20 protein-coding genes are annotated in these 20,930 nt (G+C 74.8%); 7 read left to right on the plus strand and 13 right to left on the minus strand.

Translation table 11 applies throughout. The features are described from left to right. Positions 1-515: DUF3000 domain-containing protein (locus tag ACSNOK_RS06315; protein ID WP_436779575.1), on the minus strand; the 515-nt coding region annotated here is incomplete at its 3' end. 100 nt (positions 516-615) lie between these two features. On the opposite strand from ACSNOK_RS06315, the gene hemE reads away from it, so the two are divergent. After that, entirely contained in the window at positions 616-1,671 is a 1,056-nt protein-coding gene (gene hemE / locus ACSNOK_RS06320; protein ID WP_436779605.1) for a uroporphyrinogen decarboxylase, read from the plus strand. Between the two features lie 214 nt (positions 1,672-1,885). Here hemE and pcaG read toward each other — a convergent pair whose 3' ends face one another. From pcaG to ACSNOK_RS06340, 4 genes are all read right to left on the minus strand, one after another. Continuing rightward, positions 1,886-2,425: a protocatechuate 3,4-dioxygenase subunit alpha gene (gene pcaG, locus ACSNOK_RS06325; RefSeq protein ID WP_436779576.1), complete on the minus strand. Its 540-nt coding sequence runs from the start codon at positions 2,423-2,425 to the stop codon at positions 1,886-1,888. Continuing rightward, positions 2,425-3,114 carry a protocatechuate 3,4-dioxygenase subunit beta gene (gene pcaH / locus ACSNOK_RS06330; RefSeq protein ID WP_436779577.1) on the minus strand — a complete coding sequence of 230 codons (690 nt, stop codon included), beginning with the start codon at positions 3,112-3,114 and terminating at the stop codon, positions 2,425-2,427. Before pcaH ends, pcaG begins: the two co-directional genes overlap by 1 nt. Positions 3,115-3,291: 177 nt before the next feature. Then, complete coding sequence (locus tag ACSNOK_RS06335) at positions 3,292-4,479, minus strand: 4-hydroxybenzoate 3-monooxygenase (protein ID WP_436779578.1); 1,188 nt, start codon at positions 4,477-4,479, stop codon at positions 3,292-3,294. 40 nt (positions 4,480-4,519) lie between these two features. Then, on the minus strand, positions 4,520-5,713 hold the full coding sequence (locus tag ACSNOK_RS06340) for a thiolase family protein (RefSeq protein WP_436779579.1): 1,194 nt from the start codon (positions 5,711-5,713) through the stop codon (positions 4,520-4,522). A gap of 182 nt (positions 5,714-5,895) precedes the next feature. Between ACSNOK_RS06340 and hemG the strand changes: the two genes are divergently transcribed. Continuing rightward, on the plus strand, positions 5,896-7,323 hold the full coding sequence (gene hemG, locus ACSNOK_RS06345) for a protoporphyrinogen oxidase (RefSeq protein ID WP_436779580.1): 1,428 nt from the start codon (positions 5,896-5,898) through the stop codon (positions 7,321-7,323). Positions 7,324-7,328: 5 nt separating this feature from the next. Further along, entirely contained in the window at positions 7,329-8,045 is a 717-nt protein-coding gene (gene hemQ / locus ACSNOK_RS06350) for a hydrogen peroxide-dependent heme synthase (RefSeq protein ID WP_436779581.1), read from the plus strand. Positions 8,046-8,128: 83 nt separating this feature from the next. Here the strand turns inward: hemQ and ACSNOK_RS06355 are convergent, their stop codons facing one another. Beyond that, the gene (locus ACSNOK_RS06355; RefSeq protein WP_436779582.1) at positions 8,129-9,715 is read right to left on the minus strand and encodes an alpha/beta hydrolase; all 1,587 of its coding nucleotides are present in this window, start codon (positions 9,713-9,715) and stop codon (positions 8,129-8,131) included. A gap of 139 nt (positions 9,716-9,854) precedes the next feature. Continuing rightward, entirely contained in the window at positions 9,855-10,640 is a 786-nt protein-coding gene (locus ACSNOK_RS06360; protein ID WP_436779583.1) for a TIGR04222 domain-containing membrane protein, read from the minus strand. A 225-nt stretch (positions 10,641-10,865) separates the two neighbouring features. On the opposite strand from ACSNOK_RS06360, the gene ACSNOK_RS06365 reads away from it, so the two are divergent. Continuing rightward, positions 10,866-11,543 carry a nuclease-related domain-containing protein gene (locus ACSNOK_RS06365; protein ID WP_436779584.1) on the plus strand — a complete coding sequence of 226 codons (678 nt, stop codon included), beginning with the start codon at positions 10,866-10,868 and terminating at the stop codon, positions 11,541-11,543. A 269-nt stretch (positions 11,544-11,812) separates the two neighbouring features. On the opposite strand, the gene ACSNOK_RS06370 is transcribed toward ACSNOK_RS06365, so the two are convergent. Together ACSNOK_RS06370 and ACSNOK_RS06375 are read right to left on the minus strand one after the other, a co-directional pair. After that, positions 11,813-12,058 carry a BlaI/MecI/CopY family transcriptional regulator gene (locus ACSNOK_RS06370; protein ID WP_436779585.1) on the minus strand — a complete coding sequence of 82 codons (246 nt, stop codon included), beginning with the start codon at positions 12,056-12,058 and terminating at the stop codon, positions 11,813-11,815. Between the two features lie 127 nt (positions 12,059-12,185). After that, entirely contained in the window at positions 12,186-13,124 is a 939-nt protein-coding gene (locus ACSNOK_RS06375; RefSeq protein WP_436779586.1) for a LysR family transcriptional regulator, read from the minus strand. Between the two features lie 162 nt (positions 13,125-13,286). On the opposite strand from ACSNOK_RS06375, the gene ACSNOK_RS06380 reads away from it, so the two are divergent. Next, positions 13,287-13,655, plus strand: coding sequence for a darcynin family protein (locus tag ACSNOK_RS06380; protein ID WP_436779587.1), 369 nt, complete (start codon positions 13,287-13,289; stop codon positions 13,653-13,655). A gap of 367 nt (positions 13,656-14,022) precedes the next feature. Here ACSNOK_RS06380 and ACSNOK_RS06385 read toward each other — a convergent pair whose 3' ends face one another. Beyond that, a complete protein-coding gene (locus ACSNOK_RS06385) occupies positions 14,023-14,940 on the minus strand; it encodes an SDR family oxidoreductase (RefSeq protein ID WP_436779588.1) in 918 nt (305 codons plus the stop codon). A gap of 100 nt (positions 14,941-15,040) precedes the next feature. On the opposite strand from ACSNOK_RS06385, the gene ACSNOK_RS06390 reads away from it, so the two are divergent. Beyond that, positions 15,041-15,730 carry a TetR family transcriptional regulator gene (locus ACSNOK_RS06390; RefSeq protein ID WP_436779589.1) on the plus strand — a complete coding sequence of 230 codons (690 nt, stop codon included), beginning with the start codon at positions 15,041-15,043 and terminating at the stop codon, positions 15,728-15,730. A gap of 367 nt (positions 15,731-16,097) precedes the next feature. Here ACSNOK_RS06390 and ACSNOK_RS06395 read toward each other — a convergent pair whose 3' ends face one another. Further along, positions 16,098-17,615: an FAD-dependent monooxygenase gene (locus tag ACSNOK_RS06395; protein WP_436779590.1), complete on the minus strand. Its 1,518-nt coding sequence runs from the start codon at positions 17,613-17,615 to the stop codon at positions 16,098-16,100. Positions 17,616-18,604: 989 nt separating this feature from the next. Between ACSNOK_RS06395 and ACSNOK_RS06400 the strand changes: the two genes are divergently transcribed. After that, positions 18,605-19,831, plus strand: a complete 1,227-nt coding sequence (locus ACSNOK_RS06400; RefSeq protein ID WP_436779591.1) for a hypothetical protein — start codon at positions 18,605-18,607, stop codon at positions 19,829-19,831. Here the strand turns inward: ACSNOK_RS06400 and ACSNOK_RS06405 are convergent. Further along, entirely contained in the window at positions 19,793-20,464 is a 672-nt protein-coding gene (locus ACSNOK_RS06405) for a hypothetical protein (RefSeq protein WP_436779592.1), read from the minus strand. The two genes, ACSNOK_RS06400 and ACSNOK_RS06405, sit on opposite strands and share 39 nt — an antisense overlap. A 259-nt stretch (positions 20,465-20,723) precedes the next feature. Further along, positions 20,724-20,924 carry a hypothetical protein gene (locus ACSNOK_RS06410; RefSeq protein ID WP_436779593.1) on the minus strand — a complete coding sequence of 67 codons (201 nt, stop codon included), beginning with the start codon at positions 20,922-20,924 and terminating at the stop codon, positions 20,724-20,726. Positions 20,925-20,930: the final 6 nt, after the last annotated feature.

Genomic DNA, 20,930 nt, shown 5'->3' on the forward strand with positions numbered 1-20,930 from the left:
CCGCCGGGCCCGCCCGGCTCGATCGGCGACCACGACGCGCGGATCTCGATCTGCGTGGACGGCGGACGCTCCCGCAGGCCCCCGAAGTAGTGCGAGCCCGCGCGCGTCACCGTGCCGCTCGGCGCCGCGTACGGCACCCGGCGCGCCTCCAGCGCCCCGGTCAGCCAGGACCAGCACACCTCCGGCAGCAGCGGGTCCGCCGCCATCTCCTCCTCCAGATCCGCGTGCACCAGCGTGACCAGGCGGAAGGTCCCGCCCCACGCGTCGTGCCCGGCCGGATCGTGCAGCAGGATCAGCCGCCCGTCCGCCAGTTCCTCGTCGTCCACCACGACCGCCGCCTCCAGCGCGTAGGAGAAGGGGGCCAGCCGCTGGGGCGGCGGGGTGGCGTCGAGTTCGATCTCGGGCCGCAGGAGCACGCCCTGCAGCCCGGCGACCGCCTGCCGGAAGACGGACGGGGAGCCCTCCCCACCCACGTCGTCCGGACCGTCCTCGTGGTGTCCGTGCGCCGCAGCCATGCCCGGAAGACTAGGCGGAACGACCGCCGGTTCCGGGTAGGGACACCCACATGCGCGGGTCACTCGTTCGGCCCGTGCGAAGATTTGGGGCATGAGTGAGATGGGCGAGCAGCAGACGGGCCGCGGAGCGGCATACGATTCGGCGTTCCTGCGGGCGTGCCGGCGCGAGCCCGTGCCGCATACGCCGGTGTGGTTCATGCGGCAGGCGGGCCGCTCGCTCCCCGAGTACCGCAAGGTCCGCGAGGGCATCCCCATGCTGGAGTCCTGCATGCGGCCCGAGCTCGTCACCGAGATCACCCTCCAGCCGGTGCGCCGGCACAACGTGGACGCCGCCATCTTCTTCAGCGACATCGTGGTGCCGCTGAAGGCCATCGGCATCGACCTCGACATCAAGCCCGGCGTCGGCCCGGTCGTCGAGCGGCCGATCCGCACCCGCGCCGACCTGGAGCGGCTGCGTCCGCTGGAGGCCGGTGACGTCGCGTACGTCACCGAGGCCGTCCGGATGCTCACCGCCGAGCTCGGCGCCACCCCGCTCATCGGCTTCGCCGGCGCGCCCTTCACCCTGGCCAGCTACCTGGTCGAGGGCGGCCCCTCGCGCAACCACGAGCACACCAAGGCGCTGATGTACGGCGACCCGGAGCTCTGGGCCGACCTGCTGGACCGGCTCGCGGACATCACCGCCGCCTTCCTGAAGGTCCAGATCGAGGCCGGCGCCTCCGCCGTGCAGCTCTTCGACTCCTGGGTCGGCGCCCTGGCCCCGGCCGACTACCGCCGCCATGTGATGCCGGCGTCGAGCAAGGTCTTCGACGCCGTCGCCGGGTACGGCGTGCCCCGCATCCACTTCGGCGTGGGGACGGGCGAACTGCTCGGGCTGATGGGCGAGGCGGGCGCGGACGTCGTCGGCGCGGACTGGCGGGTGCCGCTGGACGAGGCGGCCCGGCGGGTCGGCCCCGGCAAGGCGATCCAGGGCAACCTGGACCCGGCCGTGCTGTTCGCTCCGCGTGAGGCGGTGGAGGCCAAGGCGGCCGACGTTCTGGAGGCGGCTCGGGGTCTGGAGGGGCACGTCTTCAACCTCGGTCACGGGGTGCTGCCCACCACGGATCCGGCGGCGCTGACCCGGCTGGTCGAGTTCGTGCACGAGCGGACGGCGCGCTAGGAGCTCGCCGGAGGGGTGCCCCGGTCCCGCCCTTTCACCGTTTCCTGGGGGCAAGCCCCCAGACCCCCGAAACCGCGCTGCGCGCGGTTGTCCTCAAACGCCGGACGGGCTGTTTCAGCCCGTCCGGCGTTTGAGGACAGCGCCCGCAGGGCGCTTGGGGGGTGCGGGGGCGCAGCCCCTGCAAGAAACGGTGAAAGGGCGGGACCGGGGCACGTCACACCGTCAGGAAGACCGTCTCCCCCTCGCCCCGCAGCCGTACGTCGAAGCGGTACGCCGGGGGCGCCCCCGCCGTCGGCCTTTCGGGGACGGCCAGCAGGGTGCCGACCCGCTCCTCCGGGACGGAGGCGAGCAGCGGGTCGTCCGCGGGCCGCGAGAAGTACGCCCGCGTGCACAGGTGCCGCTGCAACCCCCGTACGTGCAGGCACAGCGCCGCGTACGGCACACCGCCCGGCAGCAGGGTGCGGAGGGCGTAGTGGCCGTCGGCGCCGGTGGTGACGCGCGCGAAGCCGGTGAACGTCACGCCGTCGCGGCGGAGGCTGCCGGGAGCGCCCGCGCGGGAGCCGTCGGGGCCCGGCTGCCAGAGCTCCAGCACCGCCCCGGGCACGGGCGCGCCCTCGCCGTCGAGGACGTGGCCGTGCAGGGTGACCGCGCCGGGGTGCCCGGCGGGGACGAGGTCGCCGCCGCCGGGGAAGGGCAGGCCGAGCCCGGCGTACGGACCGGACGTCTGGGACGGCGTGCCCGGTGCGGGCGGCATCAACGGCTCCCCTCCGTCCAGGTCGCGGCCGGGCCGTCCAGCACGATGTCCCAGCAGTAGCCCAGGGCGCGGCCCGGGATGTTCAGCGCCGGGTCGTAGGCGGCCACCAGCCGGGCGACGGCGGCGGGTTCGGGCACGGCGTGGGCGATGGAGTCGTGGGCCAGCAGCGGGTCGCCGGGGAAGTACATCTGGGTCACCAGCCGCTGGGCGAAGGCCGTGCCGAACACCGAGAAGTGCAGGTGCGGCGGGCGCCAGACGGCGGAGCGGCCGTCGAGGGGGTACGCGCCGGGTCTGATGGTGACGAAGCGGTAGCGGCCCTCGTCGTCGGTCAGGCAGCGGCCCGCGCCCGTGAAGTTCGGGTCCAGCGGGGCGGGGTGGCGGTCGTTCGGGTGCGCGTACCGGCCCGCCGCGTTCGCCTGCCACAGCTCGACGAGCTGGCCCCGCACCGGCCGGCCGCGCCGGTCCGTGACGCGCCCGGCGACCGTGATGCGTTCGCCGATCGGCTCGCCCGGGTGACGCCGGGTCAGATCGGCGTCCGCGGGGTCCACGTCGGCGGGGCCGAAGACCGGGCCGGTCAGCTCGACCGCGTCCGGGTCGCATAAGAGAGACAACGGAGGCTGCTGGGGCCGGCGTTGCGGTATGCCCAGGTAAGGCGGGGGCGGCGGCGGAAGGGTGTCGAGGGGCGTCATGGGCTGTGGTTACCCAGGGGGAGCGGCCCCCTACCCAGGGGCGGAGGGCGCCTGTTCGAGGGCGGGCACAGGCTGCCCCACGGCCGCCGCGGATCCGGCGGTTCGAGGACGGGCACCGGCCGAACACCGGCGGGCCCCCGCTCGCCAGGGGCCGCCGGCCGTCGGATGCCGCCGCCGTCAGATGAGAGGCGCGTCCATCGGCAGCCCCGCGTAGTTCTCCGCGAACTCCGCCGCAGCGGCGGTGGGAGTGGTGAGGCGGTCGAGGCGGGCGGTGCGCAGCCGCCGCTCGTAGGCGTCGGCGTCGGGCGCCGCGTGCAGCAGGACGGTCATGGCGTGCGAGAACTCCTGCACCTGCCACACCCGGCGCAGGCACAGCTCCGAGTAGCGGTCCAGGAGCGCGGCCGAGCCGGTGCGCCGCCGGTGGGCGAGGCCCCGGGCCATCGTGACGACGTCCGCGACGGCGAGGTTGAGGCCCTTGGCGCCGGTGGGCGGGACGAGGTGGGCGGCGTCCCCGGCCAGCAGCAGCCGCCCGTGGCGCATCGGCTCGACGACCTGGCCGCGGAGCGGGATGACGGCCTTGGCGGTGACCGGGCCGTGGTGGAGGGGGTGGCCGGGGGTGGCCAGCCGGGCGTCGAGTTCGGCCCAGAGCCGGTCGTCCGGCCAGTCCTCCGGCGCGGTGCCGGCCGGCACCTGGAGGTAGAGCCGGGAGACCTCGGGCGAGCGCATGCTGTGCAGGGCGAAGCCCCGCTCGTGGCCGGAGAGGACCAGTTCGTCGGAGGCGGGCGGGGCGTCGGCGAAGACGCCCAGCCACGCGTAGGGGTAGGCGTGTTCGCGCAGCCGGGCGGCGCCGGTGGCGAGCAGCGCCCGGCGGCCGGCGCCGGACGAGCCGTCGCAGGCCGCCACGTAGGAGCACTCCAGCGTCTCCTCCCGGCCGGCGTGGCCGTACCGGAGCACCGGCCGGTCGCCGTCGAGCCCCTCGACGGCGGTCACCGTGGCCTCGAAGAGCAGTGGGGTGCCGTCGGCCGCGGCCAGCGCGATCAGGTCCTTGACCAGCTCGGTCTGCGGATAGAGGGTGTTCGTCCGGCCGCCGGTGAGCGCCGCCGTCCCGAAGCGGTGCCGGCGCCCGCGGTGCAGCAGTTCGAAACCGTCGTGCCGGACGCCCTCCCGGTCGAGCCGCTCCGCCGCGCCACAGGCCCGCAGGACGTCCACCGTGCCCTGCTCCAGGAGCGCGGCCCGCTGGCGCCGCTCGACGTACGCGCGGTCGCGGGCCTCCAGCACCACGCAGTCCACGCCGGCCCGGCGCAGCAGCCGGGCGAGCAGCAGCCCGGCCGGACCGGCTCCGATGATGCCGACGGTGGTGCGCATACGGGGATCGCCTCTCGGGTGCGGTGCGAGGGCGGCGGGATCAGCGCTCCAGCACCAGCGCCTGTCCCTGCCCCACGCCGATGCACAGTGCCGCCACCCCGGTGCCCGAGCCGGCCGCCGCGAGCTGGTGGGCCACCGTGCCGGCGAGCCGGGCGCCGGAGCACCCCAGGGGGTGCCCGATCGCCAGCGCCCCGCCGTACCGGTTCACCAGGGCGGGGTCGAGTTCCGGCCACTCCGCGAAGCATCCCAGCACCTGGGCGGCGTACGCCTCGTTGAGCTCGAAATGTGTCAGGTCGGCGAAGGAGCGGCCGGCGCGGGTCAGGGCGCGGCGGACCGCCTCGACCGGGCCGAGTCCGTACAGGTCGGGCTCGGTGCCGGTGACGGCCGACGCCCGGACTCGGGCCAGCGGCTCCCGGCCGGTCGCCCGCAGCCCCGCCTCGTCGCAGAGCAGCAGGGCCGCCGCGCCGTCGTTCAGCGGGCAGGAGTTGCCCGCCGTGACCGTACCGCCGGCCGGCCGGAACGCGGGCTTCAGCCGGGCCAGGGCCTCTTCCGAGGTGGCGTCGCGGATGCTCTCGTCACGGTCGAGCTCGACGCCGGGCGGGAACACCACTTCGTCGGCGAAGGCGCCCTCCCGCCAGGCGCGGGCCGCCTTGCGGTGGCTGGCCAGGGCGTACGCGTCCTGGTCGGCGCGGGAGATGCCGTGCTTGTCGGCGATCCGCTCGGCGCCCTCGCCCAGGGACACCGTCCACCGCTCGGGCATCGCCGGGTTGGTCATCCGCCAGCCCAGGGTCGTCGAGTACAGCTCCTGGTGGCCGGCCGGAAAGGCGCGGTCCGGCTTGGGCAGCACCCAGGGCGCGCGGCTCATCGACTCCACGCCGCCCGCCACCACCACCGACGCGTCCCCGACGGCGATCGCCCGGTACGCCTGGACCACGGCCTCCAGCCCGGAGGCGCACAGCCGGTTGACCGTCGAGCCGGGGACGGTCACGGGCAGCCCGGCGAGCAGGACGGCCATCCGGCCGACGTTCCGGTTCTCCTCGCCCGCGCCGTTGGCGTTGCCGAGCACGACCTCGTCGATCCGCGCCGGGTCGAGGGCGGGCGCCCGGCCCAGCAGGGAGCGGACGACGTGGGCGGCCAGGTCGTCCGGGCGGACGCCGGCGAGCGCGCCGCCGTAGCGGCCGAGGGGGGTGCGGACGGCGTCGACGACGTAGACGTCGCGGATGCGGTCGTTCATGCGGTCTCCGTAAGCGGTCGGTCGGACCATGGATAGGGCAAGGGGCCGGGTGGACGGCGGAGCACGGCGAACGGCCCCCGGACGGACCGACTGACCGTTCGGTCGAGAGTCTTGGCGGGCTGCCGTGCGCCTGTCAATGGGGTGCGGAGCGGCGGCCCGGCACCGTCTGAGACAGTGAGCCCATGAGCAGCGAAGCCCACACCCAGGCACCCCACGTGGCCGTCGTCGGCGGCGGCGTCTCCGGACTGGCCGCCGCCCTCCGGTTGCTGGAAGGGGGTGTGCGCGTCACGGTCCTGGAAGGCTCGGACCGGGTCGGCGGCAAGCTGCTCGTCGGGGAGATCGCCGGCGTCCCCGTGGACCTGGGCGCCGAGTCGATGCTCGCCCGCCGCCCCGAAGGCGTCGACCTGGCCCGCGCCGTCGGCCTCGGCGACCGCCTCCAGGCCCCGGCCACCGCCGTCGCGGGCATCTGGACCCGCGACGGCCTCCGGCCGCTGCCCAAGGGCCAGGTCATGGGCGTCCCCGGCGACCTCGACGCGCTCGCCGCCTCCGGGGTGCTCTCACCGGAGGGCCTGGCCGCCGCCGCCCGCGAGGCGGAGCTGCCGCCCACCGAGCCGGGCGAGGACGTCGCCGTGGGCACCTACGTCGCCGAGCGCTTCGGCCCCGAGGTCGTCGACCGGCTCGTCGAACCGCTGCTCGGCGGCGTTTACGCGGGCAACGCCTACCGCACCTCGATGCGCGCCGCCGTCCCCACCCTCTTCGAGGCCGCCCGCGGCCGGCGCTCGCTCACCGAGGGCGTCCGCGCGCTGATCGCCGCCGCGCCCCCGAACCCCGGCCCGGTCTTCGCCGGCATCGACGGCGGCATCGGCCGGCTGCCGCTCGCCGCCGCCGACGCCGTGCGCGCGGCCGGCGGCGAGATCCGTACCGGCACGCCGGTGGCCGGGCTGAGCCGCACCGCCGACGGCTGGCGGCTGGACCTAGGCGACGCGTACCTCCCCGCCGACGGCGTCGTCCTCGCCACGCCCGCCCCGGCCACCGCCCGGCTCCTCGCCGGCACGGCGGACACCGCCGCGGCCGAACTCGCCGGCGTCGAGTACGCCTCCATGGCCCTGGTCACCCTGGCCTTCCGCCGCTCCGACGTGGCCGGCCTCCCGGCGGGCAGCGGCTTCCTCGTGCCGCCCGGCGACGGCCGGCGGATCAAGGCGTCCACCTTCGCGAGCAACAAGTGGGGCTGGATCGCCGCCGCCGACCCGGACGTCTTCGTGCTGCGCACCTCCCTCGGCCGCTACGGGGACGACGACGACCTGCACCGCGACGACGCCGACCTGGTCAAGCTGTCCCTCGCCGACCTCGGCGAGGCGGTGGGCCTGGACGCCACGCCGATCGCCGGCCGCGTGACCCGCTGGGACCACGGCCTCCCGCAGTACCCGGTCGGTCACCTCGACCGGGTGGCGCGGATCCGCGAGCGGGTGGCGGCCCTGCCCCGGCTGCGGGTCTGCGGCGCCGCCTACGGCGGCGTCGGCATCCCGGCCTGCGTCGGCGGCGCCCGCCGCGCGGCCGAGGAGCTGATGGCCACCCTGCCGGAGACCGCGGAGGGCGCGGGGGGACAATAGGGGGCATGACGACTGACGCCCAGAAGACCCCGAACGCCGGCAAGAAGGCCAAGGACCTCAACGAGGTCATCCGCTACACGCTCTGGTCGGTGTTCAAGCTGCGCGACGTGCTCCCCGAGGACCGCTCCGGCTGGGCGGAGGAGGTCGAGGAGCTGTTCGCGGCCCTCGCCAAGGAGGACGTCACCGTCCGTGGCACCTACGACCTCTCCGGGCTCCGGGCCGACGCCGACGTGATGATCTGGTGGCACTCGGAGACCTCGGACGCGCTCCAGAGCGCCTACAGCCGCTTCCGCCGCACCCGCCTCGGGCGCGCCCTGGAGCCGGTGTGGTCGAACATGGCGCTGCACCGCCCCGCCGAGTTCAACAAGTCGCACATCCCGGCGTTCCTCGCGGACGAGACGCCCCGCGAGTACGTCAGCGTCTACCCCTTCGTCCGCTCCTACGACTGGTACCTGCTGCCCGACGAGGACCGCCGCCGCATGCTGGCCGACCACGGCAAGATGGCCCGCGGCTACCCGGACGTCCGGGCCAACACGGTCGCGTCGTTCTCGCTCGGCGACTACGAGTGGATCCTCGCCTTCGAGGCCGACGAGCTGTACCGGATCGTCGACCTGATGCGCCACCTGCGGGCGTCCGAGGCGCGGATGCACGTCCGCGAGGAGGTCCCGTTCTTCACGGGCCGCCGCAAGACGGTCGCTGACCTGGTGGCCTCGCTCGCCTGAGCGGTGTGAGACGAACGGCCGCCGGCCGGGCTTTCCTCGCCCGGCCGGCGGCCGTTCCCGTGGTGCGGTGGTGCGTCCCCGGTTCAGGTCGCCCGTGGCTCCGGGCGTCCCGCGCACGTCGTGTGGCGCGCCGGGAGCGCCCCCGTGAGCAGGTACTTCTCGAAGTACCCGTTGACGCAGGCGTTCGGCCCGCCGCCGATCCCGTGCGTCCCCGCGCCCAGCTCGGTGACCAGGGCCGCCGAGCCGCGCAGCCGGCGCATCAGCTCCAGGGCGCCCGCGTACGGGGTGGCCGCGTCCCGTTCGGCGGCCAGCAGCAGGACGGGCGGCAGCGCCTTGCGGGCCGTCCCCACCTCGAACGGCCGCTGCCGGGGCGCCTTCCAGTAGGCGCACGGCAGGTTCATGAACGCGTTGCTCCACGTCTCGAACGGTGCCCGCCGGGCCAGGCGGTCGTTGTCCCGGTTCCACCGGGCCCAGTCGCGCGGCCACGAGGCGTCGTTGCACTCGACGGCCGTGTAGACGGCGTTGCCGTTCTCGGCCGCCGGGCCTCCGGAGGCGCTGGGCGCGGCGATCGCGACCAGCGGCCCCTCGTCGCCCCGCAGGTACGCGGCGAGCGCCCCGGCCGCCCGCGCCCAGGCGGTGTCCGTGTAGCCGGCCTTGAGGAGGAGGCCCTGGAGCTGCGCCGGGCCCACCTTCCCGCCCGCGGGCCGGTGGCGCAGCCGCCCGGCGGCCTTGTGGTACGCGGCCAGCACCTCGCGCTCGGTGCGGCCGAGGCGGTACACGTTGTGGTGCCGGGCCGCCCAGCGGCGCCAGTCGTACCAGCGGCGCTCGAAGGCGACCGACTGGTCGAGGTTGTTCTGGTACCAGATCTTGCGCGGCGACGGGTTGACGACGCTGTCGAAGACCATGCGCCGGACGTGCCCGGGGAAGAGGGTGGCGTAGACGGCGCCGAAGTACGTCCCGTACGAGGCCCCGATGAAGTTGAGCCGCCGTTCGCCGAGCGCGGCCCGCAGGACGTCGAGGTCGCGCGCGTTGTTGCGGCTGGTGAAGTGTCTGAGGTCGGAGCCGGCCTTGCGGAGGCAGCCCCGGGCGTACGCCTTGGCCTTGGCGATCCGCTGCCGTTTGTACGCGGCGGTGGGGTGCTCGGGGGCGTCGCTCGGGCCCCGCTCGAAGCGGGCGGGGTCCGCGCAGGACAGCGGCGCGGAGCGGCCGACGCCGCGGGGCGCGTAGCCGATGAAGTCGTACGCCTCGGCGAGCTTCTTCCAGGCCGGCAGGCCGGCCAGCAGCGGGAAGACCATCCCGGAGCCGCCGGGGCCGCCCGGGTTGAAGACGAGCGCCCCCTGCCGGGCCGAGCGGTCACCGGTGGCGTGGCCCCTGCTGACGGTGAGGCTGATGTGCTTGCCGTTGGGGTGGGCGTAGTCCACCGGGACGGAGACCGTGCCGCACTCCACGGGTGTGGGCAGGCCCTCGGCGGCCGGACAGGCCCCGAAGGCGATGCCCTTGGCCGCGGCCCGCCCGGCCGCGAGCACCACGCCGCGGGCCTCGGCGGGGCTGTCGGCGGCGGAGGGGGAGAGGAGAGTTCCGGTGCCGTGGGCGGGTGGGGCGGTGGTCAGGGCGGTGAGGCCGGTGAGGAGGAGGGATCCGACGGTTCCGTAGAGGGCGACTGCGCGCACGGGCGTCCCTTCATATCTAATTGCGACAAAAGGGATATTCGATTCACGGACCGGCGAAGTAAAGCACCAGGGAGGGATGTCGGGGGAGTTGGGCCCGATGGGCCCCGGGGCGGGCGGGCGGCCGGGCGGTCGCCGCGGATCAGTAGCGGTGCGCGGCCAGCGTCTCGGCCAGGGCGGCGCGGAGCTCCGGGTCGCGGACGGCGCGGCGGCCGTGGACGGCCAGCGAGGTCAGGAAACCGACGTCGTCCGGCCCGGCGTCGGCGGGCGGCCGGACCGCCGGGGCCCGGTCGAGGAGGGCCCGGCCGGCGGGGGAGGCCCAGAGGGTGTCGGGGTTCACCTCGAACCGCGCGATGGCCAGGCAGCCCGCCGTCAGCACCAGCGGCACGGCGAGCCAGCCGGCGGTCCGCCCGAGGGCCGCGCCGTCCGGCAGGGTCAGCAGGGTGGCCACGGCGGTGAGCAGGGACAGCACACAGGCCGCCCGCACCTGCCGGACGGCGCCCGCCACCTCCTGACGGACCCGCGCGGGCACCACCAGGCCGGCGGCCGTGAGCCGGTCGGCGAGGGCGCGCACCGCGTCGGCCGTACCGTGCGCGGCGCGTATCCGCGGCACGGGGGACTGGCCGTCGGGGCCCATCGCCGTGATCACCGACCGCTCGACCTCGTCCCGGCCTACCGGATCGACGACGGTCGCCCACCCCGTGCGGGCCAGCAGCAGCCGCCGCTGCCGGGCCATCGCGACCAGCGTGAGGTCGGTGACCCGGCGCGGCCCGCCGTTCAGGAACGCCGTCTCGTACAGCGTCAGCGCGTCGATCCCGGCGGCGGCCGGGTCCGGCTGGGGAGCGGCCGCCGCCAGGGCGGCCTGGCACAGCCGGGCGCAGGCGGCGACGGCGACCACACAGGTGACGATCAGCAGAACGACCCACATACGGGTGTTCTACTCGACGGCCCGCCTCACGCGCACCTCCTTGTCCGAATCGTGGCCTTCCGCACCCGCCCGGGACGCGGTCCGGGCGCGGCACGCGATCCGGCGGGCGGCGTACGGGTCCGACGCCGCCGTCCTGCGGCAAGATGGCGGGTGGGGGTGATGGGCGTGCGCGAGCGGCCGGGAACGGGTGCGGGGCCGGGATCGGGGTCGGGGCCCGGGTCCGGAATGGGGGCCAAGAGCGGGGCGGTCGGGAGGCGGTACGACCCGGACCGGCTGTTCCTGCCCCCCGACGACGACCTCGCGCCCAACCGCCCCGGCGAGACCCTGCGCGCCCGGCTCGACGCGTCCCGCACCGGCCGCGGCACCCTCCTGCTGGCCCGGCTGCTGGGCCGGCGGCCGGTGGAGGACCACTGGCGCCGGGCGCTCGCCGCGGAACAGCAGGTGGGCGCGGCCCTGGACGCGCTGAGCGCGGGCGGCTGGGAGGTGGTGCACTCCGTCGTCCTGCCGGGCGACGCCGTCATCCCGCACCTGCTCATCGGCCCTGGCGGCGTCTTCACCGTCCTCGTCGAGCCGACCCGGCGGGTCCCGGCGCGCGCGGACGACGCCGTGGTGCGCCTCGCGGGCGAGCGCCACCCGCGCCCCGCCGTCCGCCACGCCCGCCAGAGCGCGGCCCGCGCCTCCCTCGTCCTCACCCGGGCCTGCGGCTTCCCGGTCCCGGTGGGCCCGGTCGTCGTCCTGGCCGGCGCCACGGAGATCGACGACGAGTCGGAACGGGGCGACGTCCGCGTTCTGACGGTGCGCCAGGTGGCGGGTCTGGGCGTCCTCGGCGGCGTCCTTCATCCGGAGCGCGTGGACCGCGTCCATACGGTGGCTCGCAACCGGCAGTTGTGGGTGGGGTGTTGAGGGTTGTGGGGGGCGCCGTCCGGCTGTGGTCGTCGCCGGCGTCCTGCGGAACGGGCGGCCGCGCACGCGGCGGGGGCTCGTCGGCCGGGGCGCGATGCGTCGGAAGCCGTCCGCCGTCGGTGCCCGAGCCGGAGCGGAACGGGTGGTGAGACGCCGTCGACAGACCCGGGACGGTGGAGCGAAGTCGCCGGGCGGTCGGGGCCGGCGGATACGCGCGGCGGGCGGGTGCCCGGGCCGCCGGCCGGCGGCGGTGTGGGGCGGCGTCCCGGTCAGACGGCCGCGTAGGCGTACGCCCGGCCCCGGGGCGTGCGGGTGAGTACGCGCTTGCCGTGCAGGCGGCGCAGGATCGTGACGACCGTGCAGTAGGTGAGGGCGCCCGGCAGCCGCTCCTGCACCTCGCGCGGCGTCAGCGGGCCGTCCGCCCGGCGCAGTACCGCGAGGACCTCGCACTCCAGCGCGCCGCTCGCCCGTCGGCGCCCGCGGCGTACCGCGGTGGCAGGTGTGGCCGCTCCCATGTCCTGGGTTCCTCCGCTGTAGGACGTGATCCGCGGGTCCGGCGCGGACCCGACAGACGAGTGTAAGGGTCCGGCCGGAGAAGCGGCGGCAAAGCGGTGGGAAAGCGACGGGCGCCATCCGGTCCGCTCAGGCGTCCGGGCTCCCGCCGAGCGTCCGGCGGACCGCGTCGCGGAGCCAGCGGTGGGCTCCGTCGGCGGCGTGGCGGGGGTGCCAGGCCATGCCGATGGTCACGGGCGGCAGCGGCAGGGGGATGTCGAGGAGGCGCAGGCCGAGGGCGGAGGCGACCTCGGTGAGGGGGGAGGGGCCGGCGCCGGGGGGAGGGGCGGGGATCAGGCAGACGGCGTCGGTGCGGGCGACGAGGTGCATCGCGGTCAGGTGGCTGGGGAGGACGGCGGTGACCCGCCGGCCGAGGTTGCGTTCGGCCAGGGCGGCGTCGAGGGGTCCGGTGAACCGGCCGCGGCGGCTGACCGTGACGTGTTCGGCGGCGGCCAGGCGGTCCGGGGTCAGGGGTTCCGCGGTGAGGGGGTGGCCGGGCCGGACGGCCGCCGCCATCCGCAGGACGGCCAGTTCCTCGACCCGGGTCTCGGGGTCGACGTGGTCGATCACCCCGACCTCCAGGTCGACCCCGCCGTCGCGGAGGGCCGGCCCGGCCTCCAGTTCCTCGGCCCGCAGCCGCAGCGAGACCCCCGGCGCCTCCGCCCCGGCCAGCCGCAACAGCCCGGGGGCGAGCGCGGCGGCGACCAGATCGGCCGCCTGGAGGGTGAAGGTGCCGCGCAGGGATGCGGGGTCGGTCTCGGAGCCGGGGCTGAGCAGCGCCCCGAGGCGGCGTACCACCTCGGCGGCCTCGTCCCGTACCGCACGGGCGCGCGGGGTGGGCACCATGCGCTGTCCGGCCCGGACCAGCAGGGGGTCCTGGAGGATCCGGCGGAGCCGGGCGAGGGTACGGCTCATGGCCGCGGGTGAGGTGTGCAGGCGCGCGGCGGCGCGGGTGACGCTCTGCTCGGTCAGCAGGGCGTCCAGGGCCACGGCGAGCTGGGCGTCGATGACCGGGGGAGAGCTGTCCATGAAGACCGTTCCGTTGGGGGCAATGATTCCTTGCCGAGGTTCCCATTGTGGCAACGGTCCGCTCCTTCGAGGATGGGCGTACCGGGTTCGGCGCGCGCCCCCGAGAACCGTTCGTCCACAGCGGCGGTCGCCCGGCGACCGTCCTCCAGCGAAGGAACCATCATGTCCGCCACCGAGGCGACCGACGTCCCCGTGACCGCCTTCATGCTCGTCAAGACCACGCGTGCCTGGCTCTCCAAGACCCCCGAGGAGCGGATGCGCGCCCTCACCACCGAGATCGTTCCCGTGATCGAGGAGAGGACCTCCGGCGTGCGGTCGCGCTTCTTCGACACGGAGTTCTACTCGACGCGCGTCACCGACGTCTGGCTCTGGGAGGCCCGCGACCACCAGGCGTACCAGCTGCTGATCGACGCACTGCGGGAAACGCCGTTCTGGGACCACTACTTCGAGGTGGTCGACATCCTGGTCGGCACGGAGAACGGGTACGCCCGCACGTACGGCTTCGACACCGTGGCCACCATCAGCACCTGACCCCCGCCGGCCGAGGGCCGGTGCCCCCTGAGCCCCAGGGCTTGGGGGAGCACCGGCCCTACGGCCCGGGGCGTGTGGAGGGCCGGCGCACACCGGACCGCCGCGGTGGGCGTCGCCGGGCACGGCGGCCGCGCGGGGCGCGGTGTGGGCGTGTGAAAGCGCGCGGGGAAGGCCGTTGCGCACGGAGGCGTGGGGTGTCCGTGTCCGGCCGGGGCGCGGCCCGTCCGGGGACGTCTGTGGCGGTGATGCGGTCCGGGTGGCTTTGTTCACGAGAACGAGCAGCACTTGTTCACCACTTCGGGAGGCGGCGTGAGGGCTTGAGGACTCGAACGGTCTCGGCTGCACGCCGGCTGTGGCCGGGTGCGGATCAGGGGCGCCGGGCCGGAAGGAAGGCCCCGGTAAGGCGTTCGGCCTCGGTCCACAGGCGTGCCGCGATGCTCTTGTCCTGAGCGCTGCGGGGCAGGGGTGTGGCCTTGGTCGGGCCGACCATCGACCAGCGCGGTCCGTAATAGCCTCCGGCCGTGGCGTCGGGGCTGGTGGCCGCGTACAGCAGGGGTTCCGCACCCTGCTCAGGCCCCTGGGACGGAACGATCTTGTACAGGAGTGATTCCAGCAGGCCGGGTCGACCGCCGTTCAGGGTGGGGCCGGAGGTCATCAGGTTGGTGCGGGTGTAACCAGGGTGGGCACCGGCCGACAGTAGGGGCCAGTCGTGCTGCGCGGCGAGCTCGGCGAGATGGATCATCATCAGCATGTCGGCGAGCTTGGACTGTGCGTAGGCCCGAGTGGGGCTGTACTTGCGGGTCGACTGCAGGTCGTCGAAGTCGATGCGGGCCCTGTTGGCGGTGCCGCTGCTCATCGTGGCCACCCGCGGGGCGGCGGCGGCCAGCAGCAGGGGCAGGAGCTGGACGGTGAGAGCGAACGGGCCGAGGAAGTTGCTGCCCAGCTGCAGCTCGAAGCCGTCGGCGGTCTCCGTGCGCTGAGGCACGTTCATCACGCCGGCGTTGTTCAGCAGCAGGTCCAGCGGCCTGCCGTCAGTGGCCAGGCTGTCGGTGAACTCGCGGACCGATGAAAGGTCGGCCAGGTCCAGGCGGCGGACCTCCACCCGAGCGCCGGGGTGCGCAGCGAGGATCTCGTCGCGGGCCTGCTCGCCCTTGGCCGGCGTGCGCACCGCGAGCACGACATGGGCTCCGGCGCCGGCCAGCCGCTTGGCGGCCTCCTTGCCCGTGCCGCTGTTCGCGCCGGTCACCACGGCGAGCTTTCCGCGCTGGTCAGGAACCTGGTACATGACGAAACTCCATTACGGACTGCCGGTCTCTTATCCTCGTGGCCACGGTAACGGACCGCCGGTATCCAAGTAAAGTACCGCTGGTCTGTAATATGGGAACGTGACCTTTCAACGTGCCCGCACCGACGAACAGCGCAGCCAGCGGCGGCGCCAGATCCTGGACACCGCGGCCGTGATGCTGACCGAGATGCCGGTCGCCAAGCTGAGCCTGAACGAACTGAGCCGCCGCGTCGGCCTGGCCAAGGCGAACGTGCTCCGCTACTTCGAATCACGCGAAGCGGTTCTGCTCGACCTTCTCGACACTGAAATCCAGGACTGGATCACCGAGCTGGAGCAGACGCGGACGGACGGCCAGGGCACAACGCGAGAACGCGGAGACGGGCTGGCCGACCTGCTCGCTACCTCGATGACGCAGCGGCCCGTCCTGTGCGACCTGCTCAGCACGCAGGGAGCGGTACTGGAGCAGAACATCTCCACCGAGGTCGGCATCCGCCACAAGCGCGCCGCCCGCGAATCACTGCGGAGCCTGGTCCAGATCGTCCTACGACACCTCCCCGAGCTCGGCACCGAGGACGCCGCCGCACTGGTGGAAACGACCCTGCTGATGGCCATGGCCGCCTGGCAGTGCAGCCGCCCCTCGGACGCGATGCTGGCGGTCTACGCCTCGGACCCTGAACTGGCATCCATGCATCTGAACTTCACCGACCTGGTCCGCCGTGCGACGGCAGTGACCGCCTCCGGCCTGCTGACCCGACGCCAAGCACAGACCGACGCGAGCCCGACCTGCTGAAGGGCAGCCGCTCTACACCTACACGAGAGCCCTGTTCACCTTCACGCTCGGCGCGAGGAGCGGCTGATCCGGTGCACAGCAGTAAGGCGTGGGGAGTCGGGGCGCGTTCCACTGCGTCCCGGCGGGAGGCGTGCGCCCGGGCCGGGTGGTCAGGTGGCGGCGTGTCCCAGGCGAGGGGGCGTGCCAGGTGTACGGCTGTGATCAGTGTGAACCGTTGTCAGATGCAGGCGCGGGTTCTCGCCGTGCGGGATGGGTAGCCCGCTTGCGGGCGTCGTAGGCGTCGCTGGTCCAGGACGGTGCGGCGGGCGTGGCGGGTGTTCCAGGTGCTCGCCGTCGAGCGGCCCCCCAGCGGCTCCGGGGGACGGTGTCAGGTGCGGATCCATGTCCTGAGCGCCTGGGTCCGTTCGGAGTGGAGGCGGTCGGGGCTCGTGGTGTGGGTGGCCCAGGCGATGTGGCCGTCGGGGCGGATCAGGATTTCGGTGAGGTCCTTGACGGTAGGGTCGTCGCCCTCTGTGGTGGCCGCGGTGACGCTGATCGCCTGGTGCCGGAGCGCGAATGCGGACAGGTCGGTGGGGCCGTGCTCGGTCAGGTGGAGCAGGACGAAGCGGCCCTCGTGGAGGAGTCGATGGATCCGGGTCCGTCGGCCGTCCCGTGTCATGACCAGCGGGGTGTCGGGTACGGGGCGGCCGACGCAGGGGTGCGCCGTGGGGTCGGTGGGCGGGTAGGCGGTGTCGAGCGCGGACAGCTCGCCGGCCAGGCGGCGGTTGACCTCCGGGAGGCCGAGCAGGGTGTCCAGCAGCTCGCACAGCACGGTGGCGCCTCGCCGGTACCGGTCCGTCAGCGGCAGTTCGACCAGCAGCGTCTGGGCGAGGGTCCGGTCCGTCACCGCCCGGCCGACGGGGTGCCGCTCGGCGTGGTAGGTGTCGAGCAGGCCGGGCGCGGCCCATCCGCGCAGTTCGGCGGCGAGTTTCCATCCCAGGTTCATCGCGTCCTGGAGCCCGGTGTTGAGGCCCTGGGCGCCGACCGGGAAGTGGATGTGGGCGGCGTCTCCGGCGAGGAACAGGCGGCGGTGGCGGTAGTGCTCGGCGAGGCGGGTGGCGTTGCCGAACCGCGACAGCCAGCCCGGCCGGGCGATGCCGCAGTCCGTGCCGCACACGCGCGTCAGCGCGGCGCGGAACTCCTCCAGGGTGACCGGTTCGCCGGACGGAACCCTCATGCGCTCGGGGTCCATGACCACGAACCGGGTCAGGCCGGGCTCCAGCCGCGCGATCAGGACGCCGTTCCGCCTCGCCCGGTCGATGTGCGCGTGGTCGGCGACGGCGAAGTCGCCCACCATCGCGGTGAAGGACTCGGGCGTGCCGGGGAAGGCGATGCCGGCGGCCGACCGGACGATGCTGTGCGCGCCGTCGCAGCCGGCCGCGAAGCGCGCGCGGACCAGCGTCGGCCCCTGGGGGCCGACGAGGTCCGCTTCGACACCGTCGGCGTCCTGCCGCAGTGCCGTCACCGTGTGGCCGCGACGGATCACCGCACCCAGCTCCTTGGCCCGCTCCTCCAGCAGCGCCTCCGTGCGGGACTGGGCCAGCAGCAGGGCGTACGGGTGCCGGGTGGTCAGGGCGGAGAAGTCGAGCGGTGTCCTGACGGTCGCGGCCAGTTGCCAGCCCGGGACCGTCCTGCCGAGGGCCAGGAACCGGTCCGCCAGGCCGCGTTGGTCCATGAGCTCAAGGCTGCGCGGATGCAGGTTCAGGGCGCGGGAGTCACGCTGCCGTGTGGCCCGCCGTTCGACCACACACGTCCGCACTCCGGCCAGCGCCAGTTCGGCGCCCAGGAGCAGGCCGGTGGGGCCGGCCCCGACGACCAGGACCTCGGTGTCCAGGCGCGCGGTCATCTCAGCGCTTCCCGGCTGGGGTGCGCCCGCCGGCGGCGGTGCTCGGTGTGGGCCTGGTAGGAATGCGGCTGCGCGGCCGTCCGGGGGGGCGATCCTCGCCGGGGTCCGGGTGACGGGCGGCGGTCCCGGCGGGCAGGGTGAGGTTGGGGAGATCGCCGGTGCGGCGCAGCGGTGTCTCGGGTGTCGAGCCGTTCAGCGGCGGCCGCGGACTCTGCGGCTGGGGGAGTGGCAGAGGTGTGCGGAGGAGGGCGTGAAGGAGCGCCGGCGCAGCGAGGCGTTCACCGCGGAGCGGGACGTACGGCGAGCGGGCCGGCACCTCCTCGGGGACGGAGCCTGCACCGATCCGGGCGAGGGCTTCACGAACGGCCCGCGGGTACACCGTGGGCGACGGCTGGGGCGGGGGACGTCGGGTGGGAGTGCCGGTGAACGGTACAGCCGGCTGCGCGACCCGGGCCGCGAGGAGTGCGCGGATCGTGCCGGCCCGGTCGCGCGGATGGTGCGGGTGGCGCTCGACGCGGGTGAGTCGGAGGTGCGTCAGGGCATTCTCGCCGGACGGGCCGGCGTCGTCGTCGACGACGGCGCCCGCCTGGCCGGCCCCCGGCGCCGCTCCGGCCGGGGCCGCCAGGGCGGCCGACCGGCCGGGGGCGACGCGCTCGGGCAGGCTCTCACCGTGGATCGCGGTTGTCGCCGGCTGGGGTGTCGACCCGAGCCATCGCCCCGTCGAGGGGGCATCGGGCGGCGTGATCGAGGGCACCAGTTTCCTCCGGGCCGGGAGCGGTTCGGCAGTGCTTTGGCAGTGCTTTGGCAGTGCAGGGTGATGCGACACGCCTGTCGGAGGCGGCATGTCGGCGGGGCTCGGCGGGCGCTGTCCGTCGCGGAGGAGGTGCTCGACCTGGGCTCCCGGGGCGAACGCCGGCCGGCGGACCTGACGCCCGGCCAGTGCCACAATCGGCCTGTCAGGGATTCCCGGACCGACGGCCGGAGTCGAGATGACGCGCATTCTCGTACTCGGCGAGTTCCGCGCGGACCGGCTCGTGCCGCCGCTCGTCCGCTCCGGCGCGGAGGTGACCGTGCTCGGCTTCGAGGACCTCACCGGCTTCCTCGACCCCCGGGTGAGCTGCGGGGCGCTGCCCCGGGACCTGACCGACGAGTCCCTGTCCGCTCTGCTGAAGGAGCACGACGCCGACATCGTCGTCCCCAACATGTCGTCCCCCGGACAGGAGCAGTTGCTCACGCTGTACGCCCGCACGCGGGGCGGGATGGCGGTGCACTCGCAGCCCTTCGCCACCCTCGCCTGCGACAAGGTCGCACTGCACCGCACGGCCTCGCGGCGTGGCTGGCCCGGCCCGAACGCCCTCGTCTGCGAGGGCCCACGGCACCTGGCCCCGGCCGTCGAGCGGATCGGTCTGCCCCTGATCGTCAAGGAGGCCCGCAGCGAGTCGTTCGCGGGCCGGTACCTGGTGTCCGAGCCGTGGCAGCTCACCGCGCCCGCTGCCCGCGCCGTCTTCCCAGTCTTGGCGCAACAGGTCGTCAGTGGCGAGGAGTTCGCCGTCGAACTGCTCACGCTGCCGGGCGGCACCGTCAGCTGGCCCGTCGCCTCGCTCGGCCCCCTGGACGGCGAATGCGCCCCCGGGCGGCGGGCCAGGGTCCAGCCCGCCGTCCTCCCGGACGCCGCCGCGGCGGCCCTGGCCACGGTCGTGGCGGACATCGTCACGTCCTTCCGCCCGGCCGGGCCCTGGCAGATCGACTTCGCGGTCACCGCGGACGGGCGGCCGCACCTCATCGAGATCAACGGCCGCTTCGGCGGTGTCTCCAACCTGAGCTGGACCAGCACCGGCACCGACCCGCACGGGGCCCATGCCCACGCCGTCCTGCACGGCGGCCTTCCCCGGCAGCCCCGGGCCGTGCGGGTGGCCCTGGAACTGCCGGTCCCGAACGGCACCCTGCTCCCGGCGGCACCGGCGGGCACGGAGCTCACCGCGTTCACCGCCAACCCCGGCTACCCGGGCCCGTACCGCTCCGGCGTGCACAAGGCCGTACTCGCCGTCCCCCCGCGCGCGGCCGAAGCCGCCCGGGAGTGGCTGCGCGACCTGCCGCCCGGCGCCGTACTCGCACCGGTCGGGTCCGCCCTCGGCCAACTCGGCCGGGGACTGGACGCGCTGACGTCCGGTCCGGCGTCAGTGCTCCCGCCGAAGGCCGGTTCCGGGCTCCGCTGAGGCGCACAGGTCCGTGATCAGCTTGCGCACCCGCCCGGCCACCACCGGTGTGACCCCGTGGATCAGCTGCGCCCCGTACACCAGGGTGGTCCCGGCCGGCGGTCGGCAGATCCAGCGGGTGGCGGCGATGGCGTCGAGGTCGACCGGGCCGGAACGGGCGCTGATCTCGTGGACGAACCGGGTGCCGGGGGCGAACACGTCGCCGGGACCGGCCGTGACGTCGCTCCACAGCTCCTCGCAGGCGCTGGTGTCGAGGTAGAACTCCCCTCCGCTGCGCGCGTCCTGCAGGTTGAACACGACCCGGGCCAGACGCACCGGCCGCTCATCGGGGTCGCCCATGCCGTGCACGTGCGAGCGGATCCTGTCGCCGGGTTTGAGGTCGTGGTACAGCCACGGGGCCACGGAGGTGGCGGACGGGAACGCCCGGCGGATGACCGGCATGGCCCGTGCGATCGCCCCGTCGAGGATCTCCTGAGCCGCCGCCGGAGGGGTCAGCCCCTCCGCGGGCCGGGCGGGCACCCAGCCGGTGGCCGCGAGCTGATCGTCCACGATCTTGGTGACCTGTCCGGTCTCGTCAGGGGTGAGGAAGTTCTCGATCGTCTGCACGGCCAGGGTCTCGGAGGTGTTGATCACTTCGCGGCTCCCCTCGAAGGCGTCACCCGACCATCGCAAGGTCGCGGCGCCCCGGCCAAGGGTGTCGATTGCCCGGGCAGGAGGCGCCACGGCGCGAACAGCGGCCGATCCGGCGCACGACAGCAGTCGCCGTGAGCCGGGGCGCACTCCACCCCGCCCCGGCGGGAGGGCATGCGCCCGGTCCGGGCCGGGGGGGGGTGACCAGGGGATGTCTCGCGGGCAACTCCCGCGTCGGGAAGCGCCGGTGGCCCGCCTACGGTCACCGCAGGCGCGGGAGGGGGCAGTAGCGGTCGCCGCCTTCGGCCGCGATCGTCGCGGCGCCGGGGGCGATCTCAGTGAGTGCAGGAGCATGGGTGTCACCGGTCACCACCGGCACGTTCATGCCGGGGCGGCCGGTGCCGCCGGCCGACAGACAGGCGAGGAACGCGTCCGGGGATCGGGTCCCCGTCAGGTCTGCCACGGGCAA

This window comes from Streptomyces sp. URMC 126, assembly GCF_051386555.1.
Classification (GTDB): domain Bacteria; phylum Actinomycetota; class Actinomycetes; order Streptomycetales; family Streptomycetaceae; genus Streptomyces.